General features: G+C 63.5%; 21 protein-coding genes. 7 read left to right on the forward strand and 14 right to left on the reverse strand.

Translation table 11 applies throughout. The features are described from left to right. Positions 1-20: 20 nt before the first annotated feature. The 7 genes from NKK52_RS27985 to NKK52_RS28015 form a co-directional block, all read right to left on the reverse strand. Complete coding sequence (locus tag NKK52_RS27985) at positions 21-1034, reverse strand: ABC transporter ATP-binding protein (protein ID WP_023684205.1); 1014 nt, start codon at positions 1032-1034, stop codon at positions 21-23. Next, positions 1027-2139: an ABC transporter ATP-binding protein gene (locus NKK52_RS27990; protein WP_023684204.1), complete on the reverse strand. Its 1113-nt coding sequence runs from the start codon at positions 2137-2139 to the stop codon at positions 1027-1029. The genes NKK52_RS27985 and NKK52_RS27990 overlap by 8 nt, the downstream gene beginning before the upstream one ends. Positions 2140-2141: 2 nt before the next feature. Then, positions 2142-2345 carry a hypothetical protein gene (locus tag NKK52_RS27995; RefSeq protein WP_023684203.1) on the reverse strand — a complete coding sequence of 68 codons (204 nt, stop codon included), beginning with the start codon at positions 2343-2345 and terminating at the stop codon, positions 2142-2144. Positions 2346-2553: 208 nt separating this feature from the next. After that, positions 2554-3504 carry a carbohydrate ABC transporter permease gene (locus NKK52_RS28000; protein WP_023684202.1) on the reverse strand — a complete coding sequence of 317 codons (951 nt, stop codon included), beginning with the start codon at positions 3502-3504 and terminating at the stop codon, positions 2554-2556. After that, positions 3501-4448 carry a carbohydrate ABC transporter permease gene (locus NKK52_RS28005; protein ID WP_031198535.1) on the reverse strand — a complete coding sequence of 316 codons (948 nt, stop codon included), beginning with the start codon at positions 4446-4448 and terminating at the stop codon, positions 3501-3503. The genes NKK52_RS28000 and NKK52_RS28005 overlap by 4 nt, the downstream gene beginning before the upstream one ends. Before the next feature lie 229 nt (positions 4449-4677). Then, positions 4678-6009, reverse strand: a complete 1332-nt coding sequence (locus tag NKK52_RS28010; RefSeq protein ID WP_023684201.1) for an ABC transporter substrate-binding protein — start codon at positions 6007-6009, stop codon at positions 4678-4680. Positions 6010-6263: 254 nt separating this feature from the next. Further along, positions 6264-6962: a PIG-L deacetylase family protein gene (locus NKK52_RS28015; protein WP_023684200.1), complete on the reverse strand. Its 699-nt coding sequence runs from the start codon at positions 6960-6962 to the stop codon at positions 6264-6266. Positions 6963-6988: 26 nt separating this feature from the next. On the opposite strand from NKK52_RS28015, the gene NKK52_RS28020 reads away from it, so the two are divergent. The 5 genes from NKK52_RS28020 to nhaA all read left to right on the forward strand — a co-directional run bounded on the left by NKK52_RS28020 (position 6989) and on the right by nhaA (position 13919). Further along, a complete protein-coding gene (locus NKK52_RS28020) occupies positions 6989-7879 on the forward strand; it encodes a DMT family transporter (protein WP_023684199.1) in 891 nt (296 codons plus the stop codon). Positions 7880-7920: 41 nt separating this feature from the next. Further along, entirely contained in the window at positions 7921-10383 is a 2463-nt protein-coding gene (hrpB, locus tag NKK52_RS28025) for an ATP-dependent helicase HrpB (protein ID WP_023745214.1), read from the forward strand. Between the two features lie 32 nt (positions 10384-10415). Continuing rightward, positions 10416-11741, forward strand: a complete 1326-nt coding sequence (locus NKK52_RS28030) for an ActS/PrrB/RegB family redox-sensitive histidine kinase (protein WP_023685147.1) — start codon at positions 10416-10418, stop codon at positions 11739-11741. Positions 11742-11827: 86 nt separating this feature from the next. Then, positions 11828-12391: an ActR/PrrA/RegA family redox response regulator transcription factor gene (locus NKK52_RS28035; RefSeq protein WP_023672848.1), complete on the forward strand. Its 564-nt coding sequence runs from the start codon at positions 11828-11830 to the stop codon at positions 12389-12391. A gap of 340 nt (positions 12392-12731) precedes the next feature. Next, positions 12732-13919, forward strand: coding sequence for a Na+/H+ antiporter NhaA (gene nhaA / locus NKK52_RS28040; RefSeq protein WP_023732524.1), 1188 nt, complete (start codon positions 12732-12734; stop codon positions 13917-13919). Positions 13920-13972: 53 nt separating this feature from the next. Here the strand turns inward: nhaA and NKK52_RS28045 are convergent, their stop codons facing one another. Continuing rightward, complete coding sequence (locus NKK52_RS28045) at positions 13973-14473, reverse strand: MmcB family DNA repair protein (protein WP_352518566.1); 501 nt, start codon at positions 14471-14473, stop codon at positions 13973-13975. 565 nt (positions 14474-15038) lie between these two features. Next, positions 15039-15209, reverse strand: coding sequence for a hypothetical protein (locus NKK52_RS28050; RefSeq protein WP_023685143.1), 171 nt, complete (start codon positions 15207-15209; stop codon positions 15039-15041). 165 nt (positions 15210-15374) lie between these two features. Between NKK52_RS28050 and NKK52_RS28055 the strand changes: the two genes are divergently transcribed. After that, on the forward strand, positions 15375-15695 hold the full coding sequence (locus NKK52_RS28055) for a hypothetical protein (RefSeq protein ID WP_023736191.1): 321 nt from the start codon (positions 15375-15377) through the stop codon (positions 15693-15695). Between the two features lie 381 nt (positions 15696-16076). Here the strand turns inward: NKK52_RS28055 and cueR are convergent, their stop codons facing one another. Further along, complete coding sequence (gene cueR / locus NKK52_RS28060; protein WP_023672853.1) at positions 16077-16493, reverse strand: Cu(I)-responsive transcriptional regulator; 417 nt, start codon at positions 16491-16493, stop codon at positions 16077-16079. Between the two features lie 238 nt (positions 16494-16731). Here cueR and NKK52_RS28065 point away from each other — a divergent pair, with 238 nt between their 5' ends. Further along, positions 16732-17349 (forward strand): L,D-transpeptidase, encoded by a 618-nt coding sequence (locus tag NKK52_RS28065; protein WP_023692663.1) that lies wholly within the window; start codon positions 16732-16734, stop codon positions 17347-17349. Between the two features lie 182 nt (positions 17350-17531). Here NKK52_RS28065 and NKK52_RS28070 read toward each other — a convergent pair whose 3' ends face one another. From NKK52_RS28070 to murJ, 4 genes are all read right to left on the reverse strand, one after another. After that, positions 17532-18101, reverse strand: coding sequence for a NifU family protein (locus NKK52_RS28070; RefSeq protein ID WP_023685140.1), 570 nt, complete (start codon positions 18099-18101; stop codon positions 17532-17534). A 201-nt stretch (positions 18102-18302) separates the two neighbouring features. Continuing rightward, positions 18303-18794 carry a universal stress protein gene (locus NKK52_RS28075; protein WP_023672856.1) on the reverse strand — a complete coding sequence of 164 codons (492 nt, stop codon included), beginning with the start codon at positions 18792-18794 and terminating at the stop codon, positions 18303-18305. A gap of 101 nt (positions 18795-18895) precedes the next feature. Further along, complete coding sequence (trpS, locus tag NKK52_RS28080) at positions 18896-19963, reverse strand: tryptophan--tRNA ligase (RefSeq protein ID WP_023725837.1); 1068 nt, start codon at positions 19961-19963, stop codon at positions 18896-18898. Between the two features lie 172 nt (positions 19964-20135). After that, complete coding sequence (gene murJ / locus NKK52_RS28085; RefSeq protein ID WP_023685138.1) at positions 20136-21743, reverse strand: murein biosynthesis integral membrane protein MurJ; 1608 nt, start codon at positions 21741-21743, stop codon at positions 20136-20138. Between the last annotated feature and the right edge of the window lie 9 nt (positions 21744-21752).

Consider the following 21752-nt stretch of genomic DNA (forward strand, 5'->3'; position numbering starts at 1 on the left):
TTGGCGAGACACCGAAAACCTCACATCAGTCTTTGTCCGTCGGCGCCGAAATAAAGTGGCGAGCGGTAGCGGATCACCACTTTGTCGCCCTCGGCCAGATCCGTATCGGGGTCGGTGAGCGTCACCAGTTTCTTCGGGCCGACCGTAACATGCAGATGGTTCTGGTCCCCGAGATGTTCGACCCAGTCGACGACGCCGTCGGCATGGCCGTTTGCGGTCTTCTCGATCGACAGATGCTCGGTGCGCGCGCCGATGGTCTTGGTTCCGGTCGGCGCCCCACCATCAGGCAGCAGTCCCGCTGGCAGCAGATTGATCGCCGGCTGGCCGAGCCGTGCGGCGACATGAAGGTTTGCCGGCTCGGAATAGATGGTGCGCGGCGTGCCGATCTGCACCAGCACGCCATTGTTGAGGATGCCGATGCGGTCCGCCATGGTCATCGCCTCGATCTGGTCGTGCGTGACATAGAGCATGGTGGCGCCGAGCTCGGCTTGGATGCGCTTGAGTTCGAGCCTGAGATCGGCGCGCAATTTGGCGTCGAGCGACGACAGCGGCTCGTCCATCAAATAGATCGACGGCTTGCGCACCAGCGCGCGCCCAATGGCGACGCGCTGCATTTCGCCACCCGAAAGCTTGGTCGAGCGGTTGTTCAGCTTGTGGTGGATGCGCACCATCTTCGCCACCTCTTCGACGCGGCGGCGAATCTGGTCCTCCGGTACTTTCCGCGCTGGCGAACGCAGCGGGAAGGCGAGGTTGTCGTAGACCGACAGATGCGGGTAGAGCGAATATTGCTGGAAGACGAAAGCGGTGTCGCGCTCGGCCGGCGACAGCGTCGTCGCATCGTGGCCGCCAATATGGATCGTGCCGTCATCCGGCCGCTCCAGTCCGGCGATCAATCTCAGCGTCGTCGTCTTGCCGGCGCCGGTCGGGCCGAGCAGCACGACGAATTCGCCATCGGCGATGTTAAGGTCGAGGCCATCGACGGCGACATGGTCGCCGAAGCTTTTGGTCACGCCCTTGATGTGCACGTCAGCCATGCTGCGCTCTCCCTTGAGAGGCGGTATCGTGGATCGCGGTGCGCACCGCCCGACCCGAGCCCTTGTCGAACAGCGACAGCCGCGCGCTGTTCAACGTCAGCCCGACGTGATCGCCGGCAGCGAGCCGGATTTCGGCCGGCACCCGCGCCTTGATGATGCCGTCCGCCGTCTCCACCGCCACGATCTGCGTCGTGCCGAGATATTCGGTGCCGTAGATGGCGCCGCGCAGTTTCGACGCATCGTCGAAACGGATGTGCTCGGGACGGATGCCGAGCGCCATGTCGGCGGGCGCAATTTCCTCGCGCACTTCCGGCACCGCCACCTTGGCGCCCTGGACGACGATTTCCTTCGCCCCCTTCGCCAGCCCGCCACCGAAGCCCAGGAAATTCATCGGCGGCGAGCCGATGAAGTCGGCGACGAACATGGTTGCCGGGCGGTCGTAGATTTCGCGCGGGCTGCCGAACTGTTCGATGACGCCATGGTTCATGACGGCGATCTTGTCGGCCATCGACATCGCTTCCATCTGGTCGTGCGTGACATAGACGGTGGTGGCGTGGATGCGGTTGTGCAGCTCGCGCAGCTCATGCACCATCAGATCGCGGAATTCGGTGTCGAGCGTGCCGAGCGGCTCGTCCATCAGGAAGCATTTTGGCCGTCGCACGATGGCGCGACCGAGCGCCACGCGCTGGCGGTCGCCGCCGGCAAGGCCCGAGACCGATTTGTTGAGCAGATGGTCGATGCGCAGCAGCTTCGCCGTTTCCTCGACACGGCTTCGAATCTCGGCCGAGGGCATGCCTTGCGCGAGAAGCGGGAAGCCGATGTTCTTGCGCACATTCATATGCGGATAGAGCGCGAACAGCTGGAAGACGAAGGCAATGTCGCGCTCCCGCGCCCGGCGCATGGTGACATCCTCGCCGCCGAGCAGGATCTGGCCGCCGGTCGGCAGTTCGAGCCCGGCGATCATGCGCAGCGTCGTCGTCTTGCCGCAGCCTGACGGCCCAAGCATCACGAAGAACTCGCCATCCTCGACGACGAAGCTGGAATCCTGCACGGCGACGAAATCGCCGAAGGCCTTTCTCAAATGTTGGACGCGGATTTCGGCCATGATTATTCCGGGAATTTCGAGACGATGATGAACATCACCGTGCCGGCGAGCATGGTGATGAAGGAGTAGGTGTAGAGCGCCAGCGCGAAGGGCTGGAACAGCATCAGGAATCCAATGGCGATCAGCGTCGTGGCGATATTTTCCATGAGGCCGCGCCGGGCCCAGCGAGGCCAGGATGATTTTTTGGAGATAGTGGGGTGTGTCATGAGTTCCTCCCTTCCCCGTTGAAGGGGAGAGATGGTTGCCAGGTGGTTCCGCCACTCCGTCGCTGCTTCGCAGCGCCACCTCTCCCCCCTCCGGAGGGAGAGGAAGGGAGCCTGGCTGAATGAAGTTCGCGTCCTTCCTCTCCCCCGTCGATCGGGGGAGAGGTGTCGAGCGAAGCTCGAGGGAGTGGGGGTCGACCTGGCACATCAATCATTTGCGCACCGCCCCAAAAGTGATGCCGCGCAGCAATTGTTTGCGAAGCAGGACGGTGAAAACCAGGATCGGCACCAGGAAGATCGTCGTGCCGGCCGCCACCGCCGGCCAGTCCTGGCCGCCTTCGCCGATGATGGTCGGGATGAAGGGCGGCGCGGTCTGCGCGGTGCCGGACGTCAAGAGTGCGGCGAAGGCATATTCGTTCCAGGCGAAGATCAGGCAGAAGATGGCGGTCGCGGCGATGCCGGTGGCCGCCTGCGGCAGCACGGTGCGCCAGAAGGCCTGCAGCCTGGTATAGCCGTCGATCATCGCCGCTTCCTCATACTCGCGCGGGATCTCGTCGATGAAGCCTTTCAGCAGCCACACCGCGAGTGACACGTTGACCGCGGTGTAGAGCAGGATCATGCCCAGCGCGGTATCGGACAGGCCGAGCTCGCGGTACATCAGGTAGATCGGAATGGCGACCGCGATCGGCGGCATGAAGCGCGTCGACAAGATGAAGAAAAGAAGGTCGTCCGCCAGCGGCACCTTGAAGCGCGAGAAGCCATAGGCCGACAGCGTGCCGAGGAAGACCGCGCAGAAGGTCGAGCCGAAGGCGATGATCAGCGAATTGACGAAGCGCGGCAGGAAGTTGGACGGACCGGCAATCACCATGTTGCGCTTGCGCGAAGTCTCGTCGCAGAAGCTGGTCGCGGGTCCCAGCGAGTTGATGTACTCGGGCGTTTGCCTGGTACGCGTCGTGAACAGGTTGCAATAGCCCTCGATGCTCGGCTGGAACAGGATTTTGGGCGGATAGGCGATCGAATCCGGCGGCGTCTTGAAGCTGGTGGCAAAGATCCACAGCAGCGGCACGATCGAGATCAGCGCGTAGAGCACGATGATGGTGCCGGCGATCCGCTTCGAATTGGCCGAGGGGGCGACGACCGAATGGGCAGTGGTCAGGCTCATCTCTGCTTCACCTTGTTCAGCGCCTTGACGTAGATGTTGGCCAGCCCGAACACCGCGACGAACAGGATGATGGCGAAGGCCGAGGAATAGCCGGTGCGCCAACTCTCGAATGCCTGCCGCTTCAGCGTGATCGACGCGACCTCGGTGGTCGAGCCCGGCCCGCCGCCGGTCAGCAGGTTGACCATGTCGAACATCTTGAAGTTCTCGATGCCGCGAAACAGCACCGCCAGCATGATGAAGGGCAGCGCCATCGGCAGCGTGATCGACCAGAACTGCCGCCAGTTGGAGGCGCGGTCGACCTCGGCGGCCTCATAGATGTATTCGGGGATGGATCGCAGGCCGGCGAGACAGATCAGCATGACATAGGGCGTCCACATCCAGGTGTCGACGATGATGATCGACCACGGCGCCAGCGACACGTTGGACAGCATCTGGATGTCGGTCGGTGGTATCCGGGTGACGAACGAGATGGCGTAGGCGAACAGGCCGATCTGCGGCTCGTAGAGGAAACGCCAGAAATTGCCGACCACCGCCGGCGACAGCATCATCGGCACCAGGATGATGGTCGTCCAGAAGGCGTGGCCGCGAAACTTCCTGTCGATCAGCCAGGCCAGCGTGAAACCGATCAGCGTCTGCAGCAGGATCGTCCAGAACACGAAATGCGCCGTCGTCTGCATGGCGATCCAGATGTCCTGGTCGCCGAGGATGCGCTGGTAGTTGGCGAAGCCGAGGTTTTTCACCACCTCGTTCGGGCGGTTCGCGCGGAAGTTGGTGAAGGACAGGTAGATCGCCCAGAACAGCGGGAAGATGTTGATGGCCAAGAGCAACAGGATCGTCGGCGAGATGAACAGCCAGGCGAGGCCCTTGTCGCTGATCCCCCGGACCTTGCGGGCCAACGGCTCCGGGGTCGCCCGGGCAACGTTCTCCGCAGTCCGATTGAGCATGGTGAGTCCTGCTTCGGTCACGTGGGTCGTCTCTATCATGAATTTATCTGAACTGCGTCCCGTGCCAAGGGCGGCACGGGACCAAGAGCATGATGCCGAAAAGTGTGGAGCGGTTTTCGGACGACATCATGCTCTCTCTCTTTTTAGCCCGAGGCGGACGATTTCTGGTCGATTCGGCCTGAAAATCATCCGCCTCTGGGGTCAGGCTCGGGAGGAGCCGTTGGTCCGGTTACATCTTGCCGTCGTCCTGGAACACTTGCGTCCAGTCCTTGACCAGGCCGTCAAGCGCGTCCTTGGCCGAACCCTGGCCGGCAACGACATAGTCGTGGAAGCGCTTCTGCGACGCCTGCAGCAGCGGTGCGTAGCTCGGCTCGGCCCAGAAGTCCTTCACGATCGCCATCGAGTCGAGGAAGGTCTGCGCATAGGGCTGGCTGGACGGGAAGGCCGGGTCCTTGACCACCGCGTTCAGGCAGGAATAGCCACCGAGCGACCACCATTTGGCCTGCACATCCTTGTTGGCGAACCACTTGATGTATTTCAGCGCCGATTCCTGCTTGTCTGAATAGGACACGACCGAAATGCCCTGGCCGCCAAGCTGCGCAAACTGGGCGCCGCCGGGACCCTTCGGATTGACGAAGTAGCCGATCTTGTCACCGCCGACATTCTCGTCCTTCTGCAGGCCGGGCCAGGTGAAGGCGAAGTTCATGTGCATGGCCACCTGACCGGATTTGAAGGCGTCGACGCCTTCGCCCATATAGCTGTTCGAGGCACCCGGAGGCGTGCAGCAATCGTAGAGCGACTTGTAGAACTCCAGGCCTTTGACCGCGTCTGGCGAATTGACAAAGCCTTCCATCTCGTAGGGCTTCTTGGGGTTTTCATACTGGAAGCCGTAGCTGTAGAGCACGTCCATGGCGCCCATGGTGATGCCTTCCGAGCCACGCTCGGTGTAGATCGAAGCGCCATAGACGGTCTTGCCGTCGATCTCGCGCTTCTGGAAGAACTCGGCGACCTGCTTCAGCTGGTCGAAGGTGGTCGGTGGGCCGAGGTCCCAACCATATTTTTCCTTGAATTCCTTCTGCAGTTCCGGCTTGGAGAACCAGTCCTTGCGGTAGGTCCAGCCGACGACGTCGCCCATGGCCGGCAGCGCCCAGTAGTTCGGCGTGTTCTTCGGCCATTCGGAATAGCCGACGACTGTTGCCGGCACGAAGTCGTCCATGCTGATCTTCTCCTTGTCGAAGAAGTCGTTCAGCTTGACGTAGTGGCCGTTCTCGGCCGAGCCGCCGATCCACTGGCTGTCGCCGATGATCAGGTCGCAAAGTTTGCCGTGCGAGTTGAGCTCGTTGAGGAAGCGGTCGGCATAGTTGGTCCACGGCACGAATTCGAATTTCATGCCGATGCCGGTTTCCTTGGTAAAATCCTTGGACAGTTCGACCAGCGCGTTTGCCGGATCCCAGGCGGCCCAGCAAAGCGTCAGGTCTTCAGCGTGCGCCGCGTTCGAGACGGCTGTCGACGCGGTAATCGCCGAGGCCAGCCCCAACGCCAGTTTCAAGCTCGATTTCATGCCTTCCTCCCATTTGCGAAACGCGCCCGGATGGCCGTTTCAAGAACCCCTCAACCCTCGCTCCTCCGAGGGGCTAAACACGGCGCGCTATGCGTCGCCAGGGCGGCGCGGTGCGCCGCAGATGTTTAGTAATTTGTTTAGTGATGCAATTTTTACTAAACAAGGCAAGCGAATTCGTCGCTGCGCCGCAACATGGCGAAACGGCGATTGAAATCGTTGGGAAATGATTGCCGGACGGCTCGCCCGGAAGTTGCTTAGCCGGGGTCGCCTATAATTTTCGTCTGCGGCGTCACCGGCCGAACAGGGGGCGCGGGCGGCAGCAGCGCGCGGATGTCGGCGAAGGGAAATGTCGGCTCGAATCGGAAGGCCTCGGCCAGGGAGCCGGGAACGCTGTTGCATTGCCCGGCGCGAAACTCATTCTGGACGCGCGCTCTGTCGACATATTGCTCCGGCCACTGCGACTGGTGCGCTCGGATCGCCTGCGTCTTGATATCGCCGTAGGCGGAAATGTCGACGTAATGCGTCGGCGCAAAGCCGGTGCCGCCCATCGTGTCGGCATGCAGCACGGGGACGCCGAACGAGGCCGCGATGCGCACGCCGTCCGACAAAGCACGATGGTCGGCGTGATAGTCGTTGGGGGCATGCGCGATAACCAGATCCGCCGCGGTCTCGCGTATCAGCGCTTTCAGCGAAGCGATCAGTGCCGCATCAGCCACCAGTTCGCCGTCGGGAAAGTCGAGAAAGCGAAGGGTTGCGCCGAGCAGCGCCGCAGCGGCCGCCGCCTCGTCGCGGCGGACACGAGCCAAAACGCTCGGGTCGCCCATGCCGCCCCTGGCGCCATCCGTGGCCACGGCAAAAGTCAGTTCTGCGCCTTGCGTGGCATAGGCAGCCAGCGTACCGAACATGAATATCTCGATGTCGTCGGGATGCGCGCCGAGCGCCAATACCTTCACTGCACTCTCCCCGGAAATGGAAAAACGTGACGAACGGAATCCTGCTCGCCCTCATCGCCTATGCAAGCTATTCGTGCAGCGATGCCGTTATCAAGAGCCTTGGCGGACAGTTCACCGTCTTCGAGATCGGCTTCTTCATCACGCTGTTTGCCGGCTGCTTCCTGTTTTTCAGCCGCCCAGTCGATGAGCGCTGGCGCGACTTCTGGCGCACCGGGCGGCCATGGGCGGTGCAGGCCCGCGCCTGGGCCGGCATCGCCTCGGGCGTGCTCAGCGTCTACGCCTTCACCACCATTCCGCTGGCCGAGACCTATGCACTGATCTTCCTGGCGCCGCTTTGCGTTACCATTCTCTCGACCGTCATCCTGAAAGAAAAGGTCGGTCCATGGCGCTGGCTGGCGGTGGTTGCCGGCTTTGCAGGTGTCATGCTGGTGGTGCGGCCAGGTTTTCGCGAGTTGCATCTCGGACACCTTGCCGCCTTCACGGTGGCCTTCCTTGCCGCGGCGAGCGTCATCCTGATGCGGTCGCTCGCCCAGCAGGAAAAGCGCACCACCATGCTCGGCGTGCTCATCGGTTACGGGCTGCTGTTCAACGGGGCCGGCACCATCGCCACATCGTTCACCCTCCCCAACGCCATGCAGCTGCTGTGGCTGGTGCTGGGCGGCGCCTTTACCGCCGGCGGCCAATTGCTGCAGCTGCTGGCCGCCAAACACGCACCGGCCAACCGCATCGCGCCGACGCATTATTCGCAGATCGTCTGGGCGGTGATCCTCGGTGCGTTGTTCTTCCAGGAGTATCCGGACTGGATATCGCTGGTCGGCTTGGCCGTCGTTGGCGCGTCCGGCCTGCTCACCATGGTGCGCGAGGAGGTGCGGCTGGGCACGGTGCGCTGGAACCCGTTTGCGCGCACGAGGCTTTGATCCGGTTGCATGGCCATAGTGACCGCTGATATGCGGACGCAATGACGACGAGATCCTTGCCGGAGCTTCCGGTATCCGCCGTGCTGCCGGCCCTGAGCCAGGCGCTCGGCTCCGGCAACAGCGCCGTCCTGGTGGCGCCGCCCGGCGCCGGCAAGACGACGCTGGTGCCGCTGGCGCTGCTCGATGCGCCCTGGCTGGTCGCCGGCAAGATCGTCCTGCTCGAACCGCGCCGCCTCGCCGCCCGCGCCGCCGCCCGCCGCATGGCGGAATTGCTTGGCGAAGAGCCCGGCGCCACCGTCGGCTATGCCCTGCGCATGGAAAACCGCACGTCGGCACGGACCAGAATTCTCGTCGTTACCGAAGGCGTGCTGGCGCGCATGATCCTCGACGATCCGGAGTTGCCCGGCGTCTCGGCGGTGATTTTCGACGAATTCCACGAGCGCTCGCTCGACGGCGATTTCGGCCTGGCGCTGGCGCTCGACGTGCAGGGCGCGCTGCGGCCGGATTTGCGGCTGCTGGTGATGTCGGCAACGCTCGATGGCGCGCGCGTCGCGAAACTCCTGTCCGGCGCCCCGGTGATCGAAAGCCAAGGCCGTGCGTTCCCCGTCGATGTCAGATACGACGAACGGCCGGCCGGCGTTCCCGTCGAAGACGCCATGGCCAAGGCTATCCGCTCCACCCTTGCCGAGGAGAGCGGCAGCGTGCTCGCCTTCCTGCCCGGCCAGCGCGAGATCGAGCGCACCGCCGAGCGGCTGCAGGGCCGCCTCGGCGCCGACACCGACATCGTGCCGCTCTACGGCCAGCTCGACAACACGGCGCAGGACGCCGCGATCAAGCCGGCGCCGCCCGGTCGCCGCAAGGTGGTGCTGGCGACGTCGATCGCCGAGACCTCGATTACCATCGACGGCGTGCGCGTCGTCATCGATTCCGGCCTGTCGCGGCTGCCGCGCTACGAGCCGGCGAGCGGCCTGACCCGGCTGGAGACGGTGCGTGTTTCCAGGGCGTCGGCCGATCAACGCGCCGGTCGCGCCGGACGCACGCAGCCAGGTGTCGCCATTCGGCTGTGGCGGGCCGAGCAGACGGCGGCCCTTCCCGCGTTCACCCCGCCCGAGATTCTGGAAGCCGATCTGTCCGGGTTGCTGCTCGATTGCGCCGCCTTCGGCGTCGCCGATCCCGCAAGTCTCTCCTTCCTCGATCCGCCGCCCATTCCCGCGCTTAACGAGGCGCGGGCGCTGCTCACGGCGCTGCACGCCATCGACGCGGCCGGACGGCTGACGGAGGCAGGCGGCGCGATGCGCAAGCTGGCGCTGCCCGTGCGGCTCGCACACATGGTCGCTGAAGCCGCTGGCGGCGGCCACGCGCTCGAAGCTGCGATGCTAGCCGTCCTGCTCACCGAGCGTGGCCTTGGCGGCGACGGCGCCGACCTCGAACGGCGCCTGATGCGCTTCCGCACGGAAAAGTCACCGCGCGCCGTTGCGGCAAGGCAGCTTGCCGGGCGATTGGCGAAGCAGGCGGGCGGCGCCAAGAGCAGCGAAACCGCTTCTGCCGGTCTTCTCCTCATCCACGCCTGGCCGGACCGTGTCGCCAGAGCGCGCGGCGAGCGCGGGCGTTTCGTGCTCGCCAACGGCTCCGGCGCCATGCTCGACGCCGCCGATCCGCTGGCCGGTGAGACCTGGCTGGTCGTCGCCGATCTGCAAGGCAAGGCGCAAAATGCCCGCATCACGGCGGCGGCAGCCGTCGACGAGGCCGACATCCGCGCCGCACTCTCCGACAGGATCGAGACTCGCCGCGAGACAAGCTTCGACCGCGAGCGGCGCGCGGTGCGCGTGCGCGAGACCGCCAGGCTCGGCGCCATCACTTTGTCGGAGCGCATGCTGCCCGCACCAACTGGAACAGACGCCGACCGCGCCATCCTGGATGCCTTGCGCGAGCACGGCCTGTCGCTGCTGGAATGGGGCAAGGACGGCGAGACGCTGCGCCAACGGCTTGGCTGGCTGCATCGCGGCCTCGGCGCGCCTTGGCCCGATGTTTCGGAAGCCGCCCTGCTCGAACGCCTCGACGACTGGCTGCTGCCGTTCCTGTCGGGCAAGGCGTCCTTCGCCGCCATCGAACCCGGCGTGCTGTCGTCAGGCCTGATGGCGCTGGTGCCGCATGATTTGCAGCGCAAGATCGGCACACTGGCGCCGACCCATTTCGACGCGCCGTCCGGCAGCCATGTGCCGATCCGCTATGACGGCGAATGGCCGGTGCTGGCGATCCGCGTGCAGGAACTGTTCGGCCTTGACCGCCATCCGGCAATCGCCAACGGCACCGTGCCGCTAACGCTTGAGCTGTTGTCGCCGGCGCACCGGCCGATCCAGACGACGCGTGACTTGCCCGGCTTCTGGCGCGGCTCCTGGGCCGATGTGCGCACCGACATGCGCGGCCGCTATCCCCGCCATGTCTGGCCGGAAAATCCGCTGCTCGCTGCGGCCACCGCCCGCGCCAAACCGCGAGGGACCTAGCGCTCGTCCTTTCCCGGCTATAATCCTTGGCCATGATCAACATCCTGCACGCGCCAGACTTCCAGCAAAGCCAGCGGCTGCGCCTCAACACGCTGATCCGGCTGCGCTGGCTGGCCATTGTCGGCCAGAGCCTGACGGTGCTGGTCGTCGCCTATGGGCTCAAATTCCCGCTGCCGGTCAGCCTCTGCTTCGCGCTGGTCGCCTGCTCGGCCTGGCTCAACCTGGTGCTGACCTTCCGCTATCCGGCAGCGCACCGGCTGACCCCGTTCTCAGCCTTTTTCATCCTGACCTTCGACAGCCTGCAGCTTGCCGGCCTGCTCTATTTGACCGGCGGCCTCACCAACCCGTTCTCGGTGCTGATGACCGTGCCCGTCGTCATCTCGGCGGCGTCGCTGCCGCTCCGGCTGACTGCGGTGCTCGGCGCGCTGGTCATGGCGGCGGCCACGTTGCTGGTCTTCTTCCACCAGCCGCTGCCATGGTATGAGGGCGCGCCGCTGCCCATGCCGTTCATCTATGTCGCCGGGATATGGATGGCGGTGTTTTCCTCGATCGCCTTCACCGCCATCTATGCCTTCCGCGTCGCCGAGGAAGCTCGCCTGCTCGCCAATGCGCTTGCCGCCACCGAACTGGTGTTGCAGCGCGAGCAGCATCTGTCGGCGCTCGATGGCCTCGCCGCCGCCGCCGCGCACGAACTCGGCACGCCGCTCGCCACCATCGCCCTTGTCTCCAAGGAAATGGAGAAGGCGCTGGGTAACGATCCGAAATATGGTGAGGATGTGAAGCTGTTGCGGTCGCAGAGCGAGCGCTGCCGCGAGATCCTGAAGCGGCTGACCAGCCTGTCCTCCGAGGGCGAGGCGCATCTGTCGCGTCTGCCGCTGACCTCGCTGGTCGAGGAGGTGACGGCGCCGCACCGCGATTTCGGCATCTCGATCAAGCTTCGGCCGGGCGAGCGCGTCGGCCCCGAACCGGTGGGACGGCGCAACCCCGGCGTCATCTACGGCCTCGGCAATCTGGTCGAGAACGCCGTCGACTTCGCCCGCAAGACCGTCACCGTGCGCTGGAGCTGGGACGAGCTCGACGTCACCTTCTCGATCATCGACGACGGGCCGGGCTTTCCGCCCGAAATCATCGATCGCATCGGCGAGCCCTATATGTCGACACGCCAGGGCAACGAGGCCGGCGGTGGCCTGGGTCTCGGGCTGTTCATCGCCAAGACCTTGCTCGAACGCTCCGGCGCCACGCTCGATTTCCGCAATTCGAGCGGACTGGGCGAAGGCGCGATCGTGCAGATATCGTGGCCGCGCACGGTCTTCCTCAACCCGGAATCGGTGGGGATCTCGATGTTCGACACCGCGTAAAAGCCTTGGCGGAGGCGGCAAAATTGGACAATGGCGTTCAGGAACTATATCTGCGTAAAATTAAGGCAGCAGGATTTTTTGAGATAATGACTGGCGAAGAAGCAATTGGCGCAATGGTCGAAGGCGAGGACACCTCGCTGCTCATCGTCGACGACGACAAGCCGTTCCTGACGCGGCTGGCCCGCGCCATGGAAACCAGGGGTTTCGTGGTCGAGACGGCCGAGAGCGTCGAGGAGGCAGTGGCCAAGGCGCGCGCCCACCCGCCGGCCTATGCGGTGGTCGACATGCGGCTTGGCGACGGCAACGGCCTCGACGTCGTCGCCGCCATCCGCGAGAAGCGCGACGATGCCCGCACCGTCATCCTCACCGGCTACGGCAACATTGCCACCGCGGTGACCGCGGTGAAGCTCGGCGCCATCGACTATCTGTCGAAGCCGGCTGACGCCGACGACGTGTTTGCAGCGCTCACCCGCACCGCCGGCGAGCGCGCCGCCCCCCCGGAAAATCCGATGTCGGCCGACCGCGTGCGCTGGGAACACATCCAGCGCGTCTACGAAATGTGCGACCGCAACGTGTCGGAAACCGCGCGCCGGCTCAACATGCATCGCCGCACGCTGCAGCGCATACTCGCCAAGCGCGCACCACGCTGAGGTTCACGCGCCGGTGGCGCCGGCGGCCAATTGCCGAACCTCAGCGCTGCCCCTCACCTGCCTGCCGGCATCCTCTCCCCGTATAGAGTCGCCAATCGCCGGCGTTGCAGGAGACGACGGCGAGGCTGAAGCTGCCTCTTTCTCCCCGTCGCTATGTGGGGAGTTGAGGAATGGTCCGCGAAGCGGACGAAAAGCCAACTGCTTGGCTTTTCGAATGACGAACGTCCGGCAGGACAATGAGGGGCGGCGCCAACGCTGGAAACAGTTGCGCTTGCCGTGCCATCGACCTTTGCCCATCATCGGCAATAACGCCGCCGGAAAACCCGGCAACGGAGCACAGATGCGCGACAAGCAGCCGAAATCCATCCTTCGCGAATTCCTCGATGGCGAGGCGGCGGGCGGCATCATCCTGATGGTTGCGGCAGCCCTTGCGCTGATCGTCGCCAATTCACCATTGGCCGAAACCTATTTCGCCGCTCTCCACGCCTATCTCGGCCCGCTCAGCGTGTCGCACTGGATCAATGATGGGCTGATGGCGGTGTTCTTCCTGCTGGTCGGCCTCGAGATCAAGCGCGAGATGCTCGACGGTCAGCTCTCGACCTGGCCGCGCCGCGTGCTGCCGGGCGTCGCCGCCGCCGGCGGCATGCTGGTTCCCGCGCTGGTCTATGTCGCCATCAACCGCAACAACGCCGCCGCGCTCTCCGGCTGGGCGATCCCGACCGCCACCGATATCGCCTTTGCGCTCGGCGTACTGTCGCTGCTCGGCAACCGCGTGCCGGCGTCGCTCAAGATATTTCTCACCGCGCTCGCCATCATCGACGATCTCGGCGCCGTCATCATCATCGCCATCTTCTACACAAGCGGCCTGTCGCTGGCCTATCTCGGTGCGGCCTTCGCCGTCATCGCGGTGCTCATCGTGCTCAACCGCATGCGGGTGACGAGGCTGACGCCTTACCTCGTGCTCGGCGCCGTGCTGTGGGTGCTCGTGCTGAAATCGGGTGTGCATGCGACGCTGGCCGGCGTGGCGCTGGCGCTCACCATTCCGCTGAAAACTTCTCCCGGCAGCGGGCACGATCTCGACCATTCGCCGCTGCACCGGTTGGAGCACGGCCTGCACAAGATCGTGCCGTTCTTCGTCATCCCGATTTTCGGCTTTGCCAATGCCGGCGTGTCGCTGGCCGGCCTCAGCGCCTCTGCCCTGGTCGAGCCGCTGACGCTCGGCGTTGCCGCCGGCCTGGTGCTGGGCAAGCTGGCCGGCGTCTTCGGCTCCTCGGCGCTGGCGATCCGGCTCGGCTTCGCCGACCTGCCGGTCAATGCCGGCTGGCTGCACATGATCGGCATTTCGCTGCTCTGCGGCATCGGCTTCACCATGAGCCTGTTCATCGGCCTGCTCGCCTTCGCCAACGACATGGCGCTGCAGGACGCCGTCAAGGTCGGCATCCTGGCGGGGTCCTTCGTTGCAGCGCTGCTGGGTGCCGCCGTGCTCCTGATGGCGCCGGCGGCAGGAGTGGAGGAGGTGGTGGAGTAGGTGTTCTTGGGTTCCTCGCCCCCGCAAAGCGGGGCGAGGAACTTGAGCTTCGTCTACTCGCTCTCTCCCGCCAGCGCCGGCACCGCCACACCCGCCAGTTCCGCCGCCAGCAGCCGCGCCGCACCCGCCCGTGCGATGCGCAGCATCAGCGCCTTGCGCGTTGCCGCCGCCATCCGGTGCTCGGGCGCATCGCGCAGAATCTCGGCGCCGTAGCCGTCGGAGAGGATGAAGCCGCATTCCTCGGGGAAGATCTCCGATGGCACGCCCGGATGCGTGGCGAAGAAGAAGCGGTCGGAGTGCAGCCGGTAATCAGGCCATTTGCGGTCGACGCGAAAATCCTCGATCGAGGATTTGATCTCGATGATCCAGATGTCGCCCTGCCTGGTCAGCGCCACAAGGTCGGCGCGCCGCCCGGTGGCCAGCGACAGTTCGGGCAGCACATGCATGCCCATTTGCATCAACAGCCTCTGCACGCCGCGCCGCACCAGCATGGCGCGTTCGGACTGGCGGCCATCGATCAGGGGATTGAGGGGAATCGGCGAAATGATCGGCATGGCACCCACCATGCCAGATTTTGTTCACGGTTTGAACCTATGCTTGGGCAAAATCCCGATTGACAAATTCGGCCAGATAGGAATATAATCCTGCTACGATTGATGATCCGAGAGGCATGTCACGTCATGGGCCAGGCGCTACGGGAAGTACTGCGGACAATACTGCGTTGGATCGAATCTCTGATCGGTGTCATCTCCGCGTTTGTGAGAAGCGGGATGGCCGAAAAGGTCCTGAAGTCTCGGATGAGCGAGGTCCGGCCGCTTATGTCACTGCCCGAAGCGGCCTTGCCTTCGCCCGGCCTAAGCCCGCCATATCATCAAAAATCGAGGCAGTCAGGGCCTGTTATCGCCGCGGCAAGCGTGGGCCAGTTCTGCAGAGGGCCCATGTCCCGCAACAGCCGTTGCACGCCACGCCGCACCAGCATAGCGCGTTCCCGACTGGCGGCTATCAGGGCGGATGCATACGAAACCTTGTAAATGACCAAGCCGTATACGAAACGACGACTCGTAAGGTTAGGCGGAATTTGGTTCCGAAATTGGTAACTTCCCTACGGCTGGGTAGCTCCTAGAGCCATTTGATGGCTCCCAGGATCAGCACGACAATAACTGCCATCACTAATTCCAGACCAGGCCTGACCTGCGCACGAAGTTGCGGTGAAAACCGGCATGCCAGCAGGACGCCAAGCCCACCACCGAGCGGCGTTAGAACCTTGTCGATAAACTCAACGGCATTCATGTCTTGACCCCCAAACCCAAGCGCGAGACTAGCAGAGCCAAGGTCGTGAGCAAATGGGTTTGTCAACCATACAATCACCTTTCGCAGGGCGACTATATACTTTACAACGCGCCCTGCGGATTGATCCCCGCTATGCTTGAGATAAGCTACCGGGAGGCAAAGCATATGAAGCGTAGAACCGCACTCACCGCGCTGCTCGTATCGTTGGGCACGATAGGCCTAATCTTGCTGGGGATTGGCCTTCTTGCTAGCGCGGGAATCGTAGCTGAGAAGGGTACTTGGCCGCATATTGTAGGTGGCTTCACTGCGGTATTGATGATGCCGATAGCTTTTGTGGCGTTTCTGTCCTGTATGTTTTCAGTTCTGACCACCCTTCTTTTTGCGGCTCTGCGGCGAGAGAAGCTGATCCCCTATCTCAGAGCGTGGCCATTCAAGTTTTTGCTCTGGAAGGAAGTCAGAGAAGAGTTTGAACCTACCTCAAGCTAGGTCTGCTTCTTACTCGTTCGGTCTGAAGGTGGCGGTCGCTTTCGGATTTTGACCCCAGCATCCGCGCGCCTCATCAGACGATTATTCGGTTGCCAAACCTGGGTGACGGCTTGGTCCGAGCGTCTTCCGCGATCGCACCATATTCGTCTGGGTGCAGTCTGGTATTGATCCACAGCGGCCCTATGTCGTGCCGATCGACTTCCGTTCTTAGCTATAAATCGGCCGGACTAAAGTCTTACGTCGTGAGCGCGAAGGTCTGATGTAACCGCTTTGGTTCCGTTCTTGTCCATTGGACGTTCCGTAATTTTAGCCAAATGAGATATAGACCTTTGGAGGTTTTTCTTGCGCGTCCGGCGCCCAGTCTATCCCGGCGCCCGTGCTTCAAACCGTGGCCCGCCTGTCTGCGGCCTGCGCAGCCCCCGCAATGTCATCCAAAATCGGGCAATCCGGCCGGTCGTCACCATGGCAGGCCTGGATCAGCGTCTGCAAGGTCGTGCGCATCGACTGCAGCTCGCGCACTTTTTCCTCGATGGCGCTGACATGGGCGGCGGCGATCTCGCGCACATCGTGGCTGGCGCGGCTGCGGTCCCGGTAGAGCGCCATCAGCTGGCGGCAATCGTCGATTGAAAAGCCGAGGTTGCGGGCACGGCGCAGGAAGGCCAGCCGATGGATGTCGTCGCTGGAATAATCGCGATAGCCATTGCCGGCGCGCGCCGGCGCGATCAGGCCGATCTCTTCATAGTAGCGGATGGTCTTGGCCGGCAGGCCGGACCGCGCCGCGGCATCGCCTACATTCATTGTGATTCCTCGATGTGGTTCCCTGTTTCTAGGCTATCCGACAGGGCCGCCCATTGTTTTTCCTTCACAATCCCGTGAGTCCTGTTGCCGAAATGCCATAGTTGACGGCTTACCGGCACGTAAGCTCCTGCATATAGGCATCGCGCGCTTGGCAAGCAAAGCAAATGCCAGCATGAATGATTTCAGGAAAAGCGGCCGTAACGTGTCGCGACATCTTGGCGGGGCATCGGACCATTTCATGCGCATGAAGTCATTTGCAATCGTCGCCGCACTTGCGTTGTCGGCCGCGATCTCGGGTTGCAGCACGATCGGCTCGCAACTGTTCACCAACAACTACGGTTCGGTGAACGATGCAGGCTACCAACTGCCGCGCATCCCGATCGAGAGGGTGCCGCTGAAGTACCACCGGCAAGAGGTGAACTACGACACCTCGGAAAAGCCGGGCACCATCGTCGTCGATACCCAGAACAAGTTTCTCTACTTCGTCGAAGGCGACGGCCGGGCGATCCGCTACGGCATCGGCGTCGGCCGCGAAGGCTTTGAATGGCACGGCACCGCCCATATCGCGCTGAAGCGCGAATGGCCGACCTGGACGCCGCCGCGGCAGATGATCCAGCGCCAGCCGGAGCTAGCGAAGTTCGCGAGCGGCATGGAGCCGGGCTTGAAGAACCCGCTCGGCGCGCGCGCCATGTATCTGTTCAACAAGGGCGGCGACATGGGCTACCGCCTGCACGGCAGTCCGGAATGGAATTCGATCGGCAAAGCGATGTCGTCAGGCTGCATCCGGCTGATGAACCAGGACATCATCGACCTCTACGACCGCACTTCGGTCGGTGCCAAGGTCATCGTGATGTAGGACCTTGATCCGGAACCGAGGTCCACGAAAGCGAAAAGTGGAACCGGTTTTCGGGAAGATCAAGGTCAAGATAGGCGTTACCCTTCGTACGCGGACCGTCTAGGCAACAACGGACGTCCAAAACAGAAAACCGGGCAATCTGGCCCGGTTTTTTGTTGCTCGCTCGAATGCGTGAAGGGGTCTTAGGAGACCTGCTCGACCTGCTGTACTTCCGGCACGAAGTGGCGGAGCAGGTTCTGGATGCCGTGCTTCAGCGTCGCCGTCGAGGACGGGCAGCCGGCGCAGGCGCCCTTCATGTGCAGGAACACGGTGCCGTTCTCGAAGCCGCGGAAGGTGATGTCGCCGCCATCCTGGGCAACCGCCGGGCGCACCCTGGTGTCGAGCAATTCCTTGATGGTGATGACCAGTTGCTCATCGGCCTTGTCGTAGAATTCGCCGGTCTGGCTGGTCTCGGCAGCGGGGCCGGCGTTGACCATGACGGGCGCGCCCGACATGAAATGCTCCATGATGGCGCCGAGGATGGCCGGCTTCAGGTGCTGCCAGTCCGGGCCGTCCTTGGTCACGGTGATGAAGTCATAGCCGAAGAAGACGCCGGTCACGCCGGGGATCTCGAACAGGCGGCCGGCCAGCGGCGAGGCGCTGGCTGCACTGTCGGCGTCGCGGAAATCGGCGGTGCCTTCGACAAGCACTTCCTTGCCGGGCAGGAACTTCAGCGTTGCCGGGTTCGGCGTCGATTCGGTCTGGATGAACATGGCCGTCTCCGTGCCCCAGTCGGGCAGCTAGTTTGGAATAGTTCTAAATAGGCTCAATCTGCTGGACATTCAAGCGAAACGCATCGCTCAAAATGGCTGGCTGGCGGAATGTTTTTACTGGCTGGGGATGAATCCCGCGCGGGCTATAAATCCAGGATCGTGATGTTATCCGAACCGCTTCACACTTTCCGGCATCACTCTCTATGCGAGGCTGTCGATCTCCTCGTCGGAAAGGTTCTGCGGCACCACTGTGACGGGAATAGGGAAGGCGGCGCCCTTGCCGGCAACAGCCCCGACCAGCGGCCCGGGTCCTTCCTTGCCGGCACCTGCCGCCAGCACCAGGATGGCGATGTCCTGGTCTTCCTCGATCAGCTTGTGGATCTCCTCGGTCGGCTTGCCTTCGCGCACCACCATCTCGGGCTCGATGCCGAGCTTCTGGCGCACCTTGTTGGCGTAGCCGTCGAGTGCCGCGCGCGCCGTGGCGTTGGCTTCCTCGCGCATGATCTTCTCGACGCCCAGCCAGTGCTGAAAGTCGTCCGGTGTGATGATGTAGAGCAGCACCAGCGTGCCGCTGGTGCTCTGCGCCCGCTTGGAGGCGTACGCGACGGCGCGCTCGCACTCCGGCGTGTCGTCGATGATCGTCAGGAATTTCCTGCGATGGCCGGCTTCGCGACTGAGGCGTTTGGAGACCATGTCTATCTACTCGATGTTTTCGGCCGCAATCTGCCACCGCGACAGACCGGCGGCAAGCCGCCGGCCTTGGGCCAGAATGGTGCGGTGCACTGACGGTAGGATCAGCCCTGCAACAGGCCTATAATGTCGCGTACCGTCTTCATCGTGGTCTCAGCCAGCGCGCCGGCGCGTTCGCCGCCGTCTCTCAGCACCGCGTCGACATGGGCGCGGTCGCCTTCGATGCGGCGCATCTCGCCGGCGATCGGCGCCAGTTTTTCCACGGCAAGGTCGGCAAGCGCCGGCTTGAACACGGAAAACTGCTGGCCGCCGAACTCCTTCAGCACGTCCGCCTTCGACATCTCGGCCAGCCCGGCATAGATGCCGACCAGGTTTTCCGCTTCCGGGCGGCTTTCCAGGCCGTCGACTTCGCTTGGCAACGCTTCCGGGTCGGTCTTGGCCTTGCGGATCTTCTTCGAGATGGTGTCGGCATCGTCGGTCAAATTGATACGCGACAGGTCGGACGGGTCCGACTTCGACATTTTCTTCGAACCGTCGCGCAGGCTCATGATGCGCGCCGCCGGCCCGCCGATCACCGGTTCGGTTATCGGGAAGAACCCGTTTACCGTCTCCTCGCCGACCTGCATCTCGACGCCGACGCCAAGGCTGGCGATGCGGCTCGAAAAGTCATTGTTGAACTTTTGCGCGATGTCGCGGGTCAGCTCCAGATGTTGCTTTTGATCCTCGCCCACCGGCACATGGGTGGCGCGGTAGAGCAGGATGTCGGCCGCCATCAGTGAGGGATAGGCTAGCAGGCCCAGCGAGGCATTTTCGCGGTCCTTGCCGGCCTTGTCCTTGAACTGCGTCATCTTGTTCATCCAGCCGATGCGCGCCACGCAGTTGAAGATCCAGGCAAGCTCGGCATGCTGCATCACCCGCGACTGGTTGAAGACGATGTGCTTCTTCGGGTCGATGCCGGAGGCAAGGAAGGCCGCGGTGATCGAGCGGGTCTGGTCGGCGAGGTCGTCATGGACGAGCTGTGCCGTCAGCGAATGCAGGTCGACGACGCAATAGATGCAGTCTGACGTGTCCTGCAGGGCGACGAATTTCTTGATGGCGCCGAGATAGTTGCCGAGATGCAGATTGCCGGTCGGCTGTACCCCGGAAAAGACGAGCTGTTTGAAGGCGGTCATGATGTCCTCATGGCTTGTGGAGGGCCGTATAAGCGTGATTCCGAAAAGTTGCAGACTTTTCGGAGCCAATCACGCGGCTGGAAACCACGCGCGGCGAAAGTCTTGCGACGGCGCGCTTATGGACGAAGGGGCGGAGAGGATCAAGACCGGTGTTGCTGTTAGCTCGCCCGGACTATTCGTCCAGATCGGCGTTTGGCGCTGGCGCCGCTGCCTTGCCCGAGCCGCGTTTCACATTGCGCCGGATCATTCCGAAATCGGCGCCGCCGGTGGCGAAAGCCGTGACGAAGTAGAGCAGCGCCCCGCCGGCCACCAATGAGAGAAGCGTCACGGCCTTGATCACCAGTGGCGAGCCGGGGCCGAGCCTGACGGCCAGCCAATGCTCGGCGAAATAGAGCGCCACCGCCATCACCGCCGCCGACAGCACAAGACGCGGAATGCGCTTCAACAGCGGCACGTCGCGGCCCCAATGGCCACGTCGGATCAGCACCGCAAGCAGCATCACCGCGTTGACCCAGCCGGCGACGGCCGAGGCCACCGCAATGCCGGGCGCGCCCATTTTGGGGAACAGCGTCAGCGCGGTGATCACGTTCACGCCGACCGAGATGGCGGCGAACATCATCGGCGTGCGCGTGTCCTCGCGGGCGAAATAGCCGGGAGTGAAGGCCTTGATCAGCACGAAGGCCGGCAGGCCGAGGCCGAAAATCGCCAGGATCGCGGCCACGGTCGGCGTCGAGCCGTTGGCGGCGAAGGCGCCGCGCTCATAGACCAGCCGCACGATCGGCTCCGCCATTACCCAAAGGGCCGCCGCCGCCGGCAAGGTCATGAACAGGGTGAACTCGACCGAGCGGTTCTGCAGATTGGCCGCCTCGACCAGATTGCCCGATTTCAGCGCCCGCGACAGCTCCGGCAACAGCACGATGGCCACCGCGACGCCGACGACGCCGAGCGGCAGCTGGTAGATGCGGTCGGCGTAAGCAAGCGACGACACGGCGCTGTCCTGCGCCGACGCGATCGCCGTGCCGATCAGCTGGTTGATCTGGGTGATGCCGCCGGTGATCGCCGCCGGCAGCGCCAGGATCAGCAGGCGCTTGACGTTGGGCGTCATCTTCGGCCGGCGAAAACCGATGGCGATGCCGGCATTGCGCACAGCCACCCAGACAATGGCGAGCTGTACCAGCCCCGCCGCCAGCACGCCCCAGGACAGGCTGAAACCAACCTCACGGGCATCCATGCCGTGGTACCAGGCGTAGCCGAGCACGCTAATCAGGATGATGTTGAGGAATGCGGGCGCCACGGCAGCCGCGAAATAGCGGCGCAGCGAATTCAGCATGCCGGCCATCATGGCTGCGAGCGACATGCAGATGAGATACGGGAACATGATCGTCGCCAGCAGGACGGTCGTCTCGAATTTGCCCGGCGTGTCGGCAAAGCCCGGCGCCACGAGATAGCGCACGATCAGCGGCATCGCCAATTCCATGACGATGGTCAGCGCCAGAAGTGCGGTGAACAGGACGCCGAACACTTCCTCCGAAAAGCGCTTGGCGCCGTCGGTGCCGTGAGTCTCGATCTCCTTGGCAAACAGCGGCACGAAAGCGGCGTTGAAGGCGCCTTCGGCAAACAGCCGGCGAAACGTGTTGGGAAACTGAAAGGCGGCGTTGAAGGCGTCCGCCACCGGCCCGGTGCCGAGTGCGGCCGCCATCAGCATTTCGCGGCCAAAGCCAAGGGCGCGGCTCATCAGCGTGCCGGACGCAACCGTGGCGAATTTCTTGACGAGGCTCATGCGCGGGGA

Source organism: Mesorhizobium sp. C277A, assembly GCF_040324395.1.
Classification (GTDB): domain Bacteria; phylum Pseudomonadota; class Alphaproteobacteria; order Rhizobiales; family Rhizobiaceae; genus Mesorhizobium.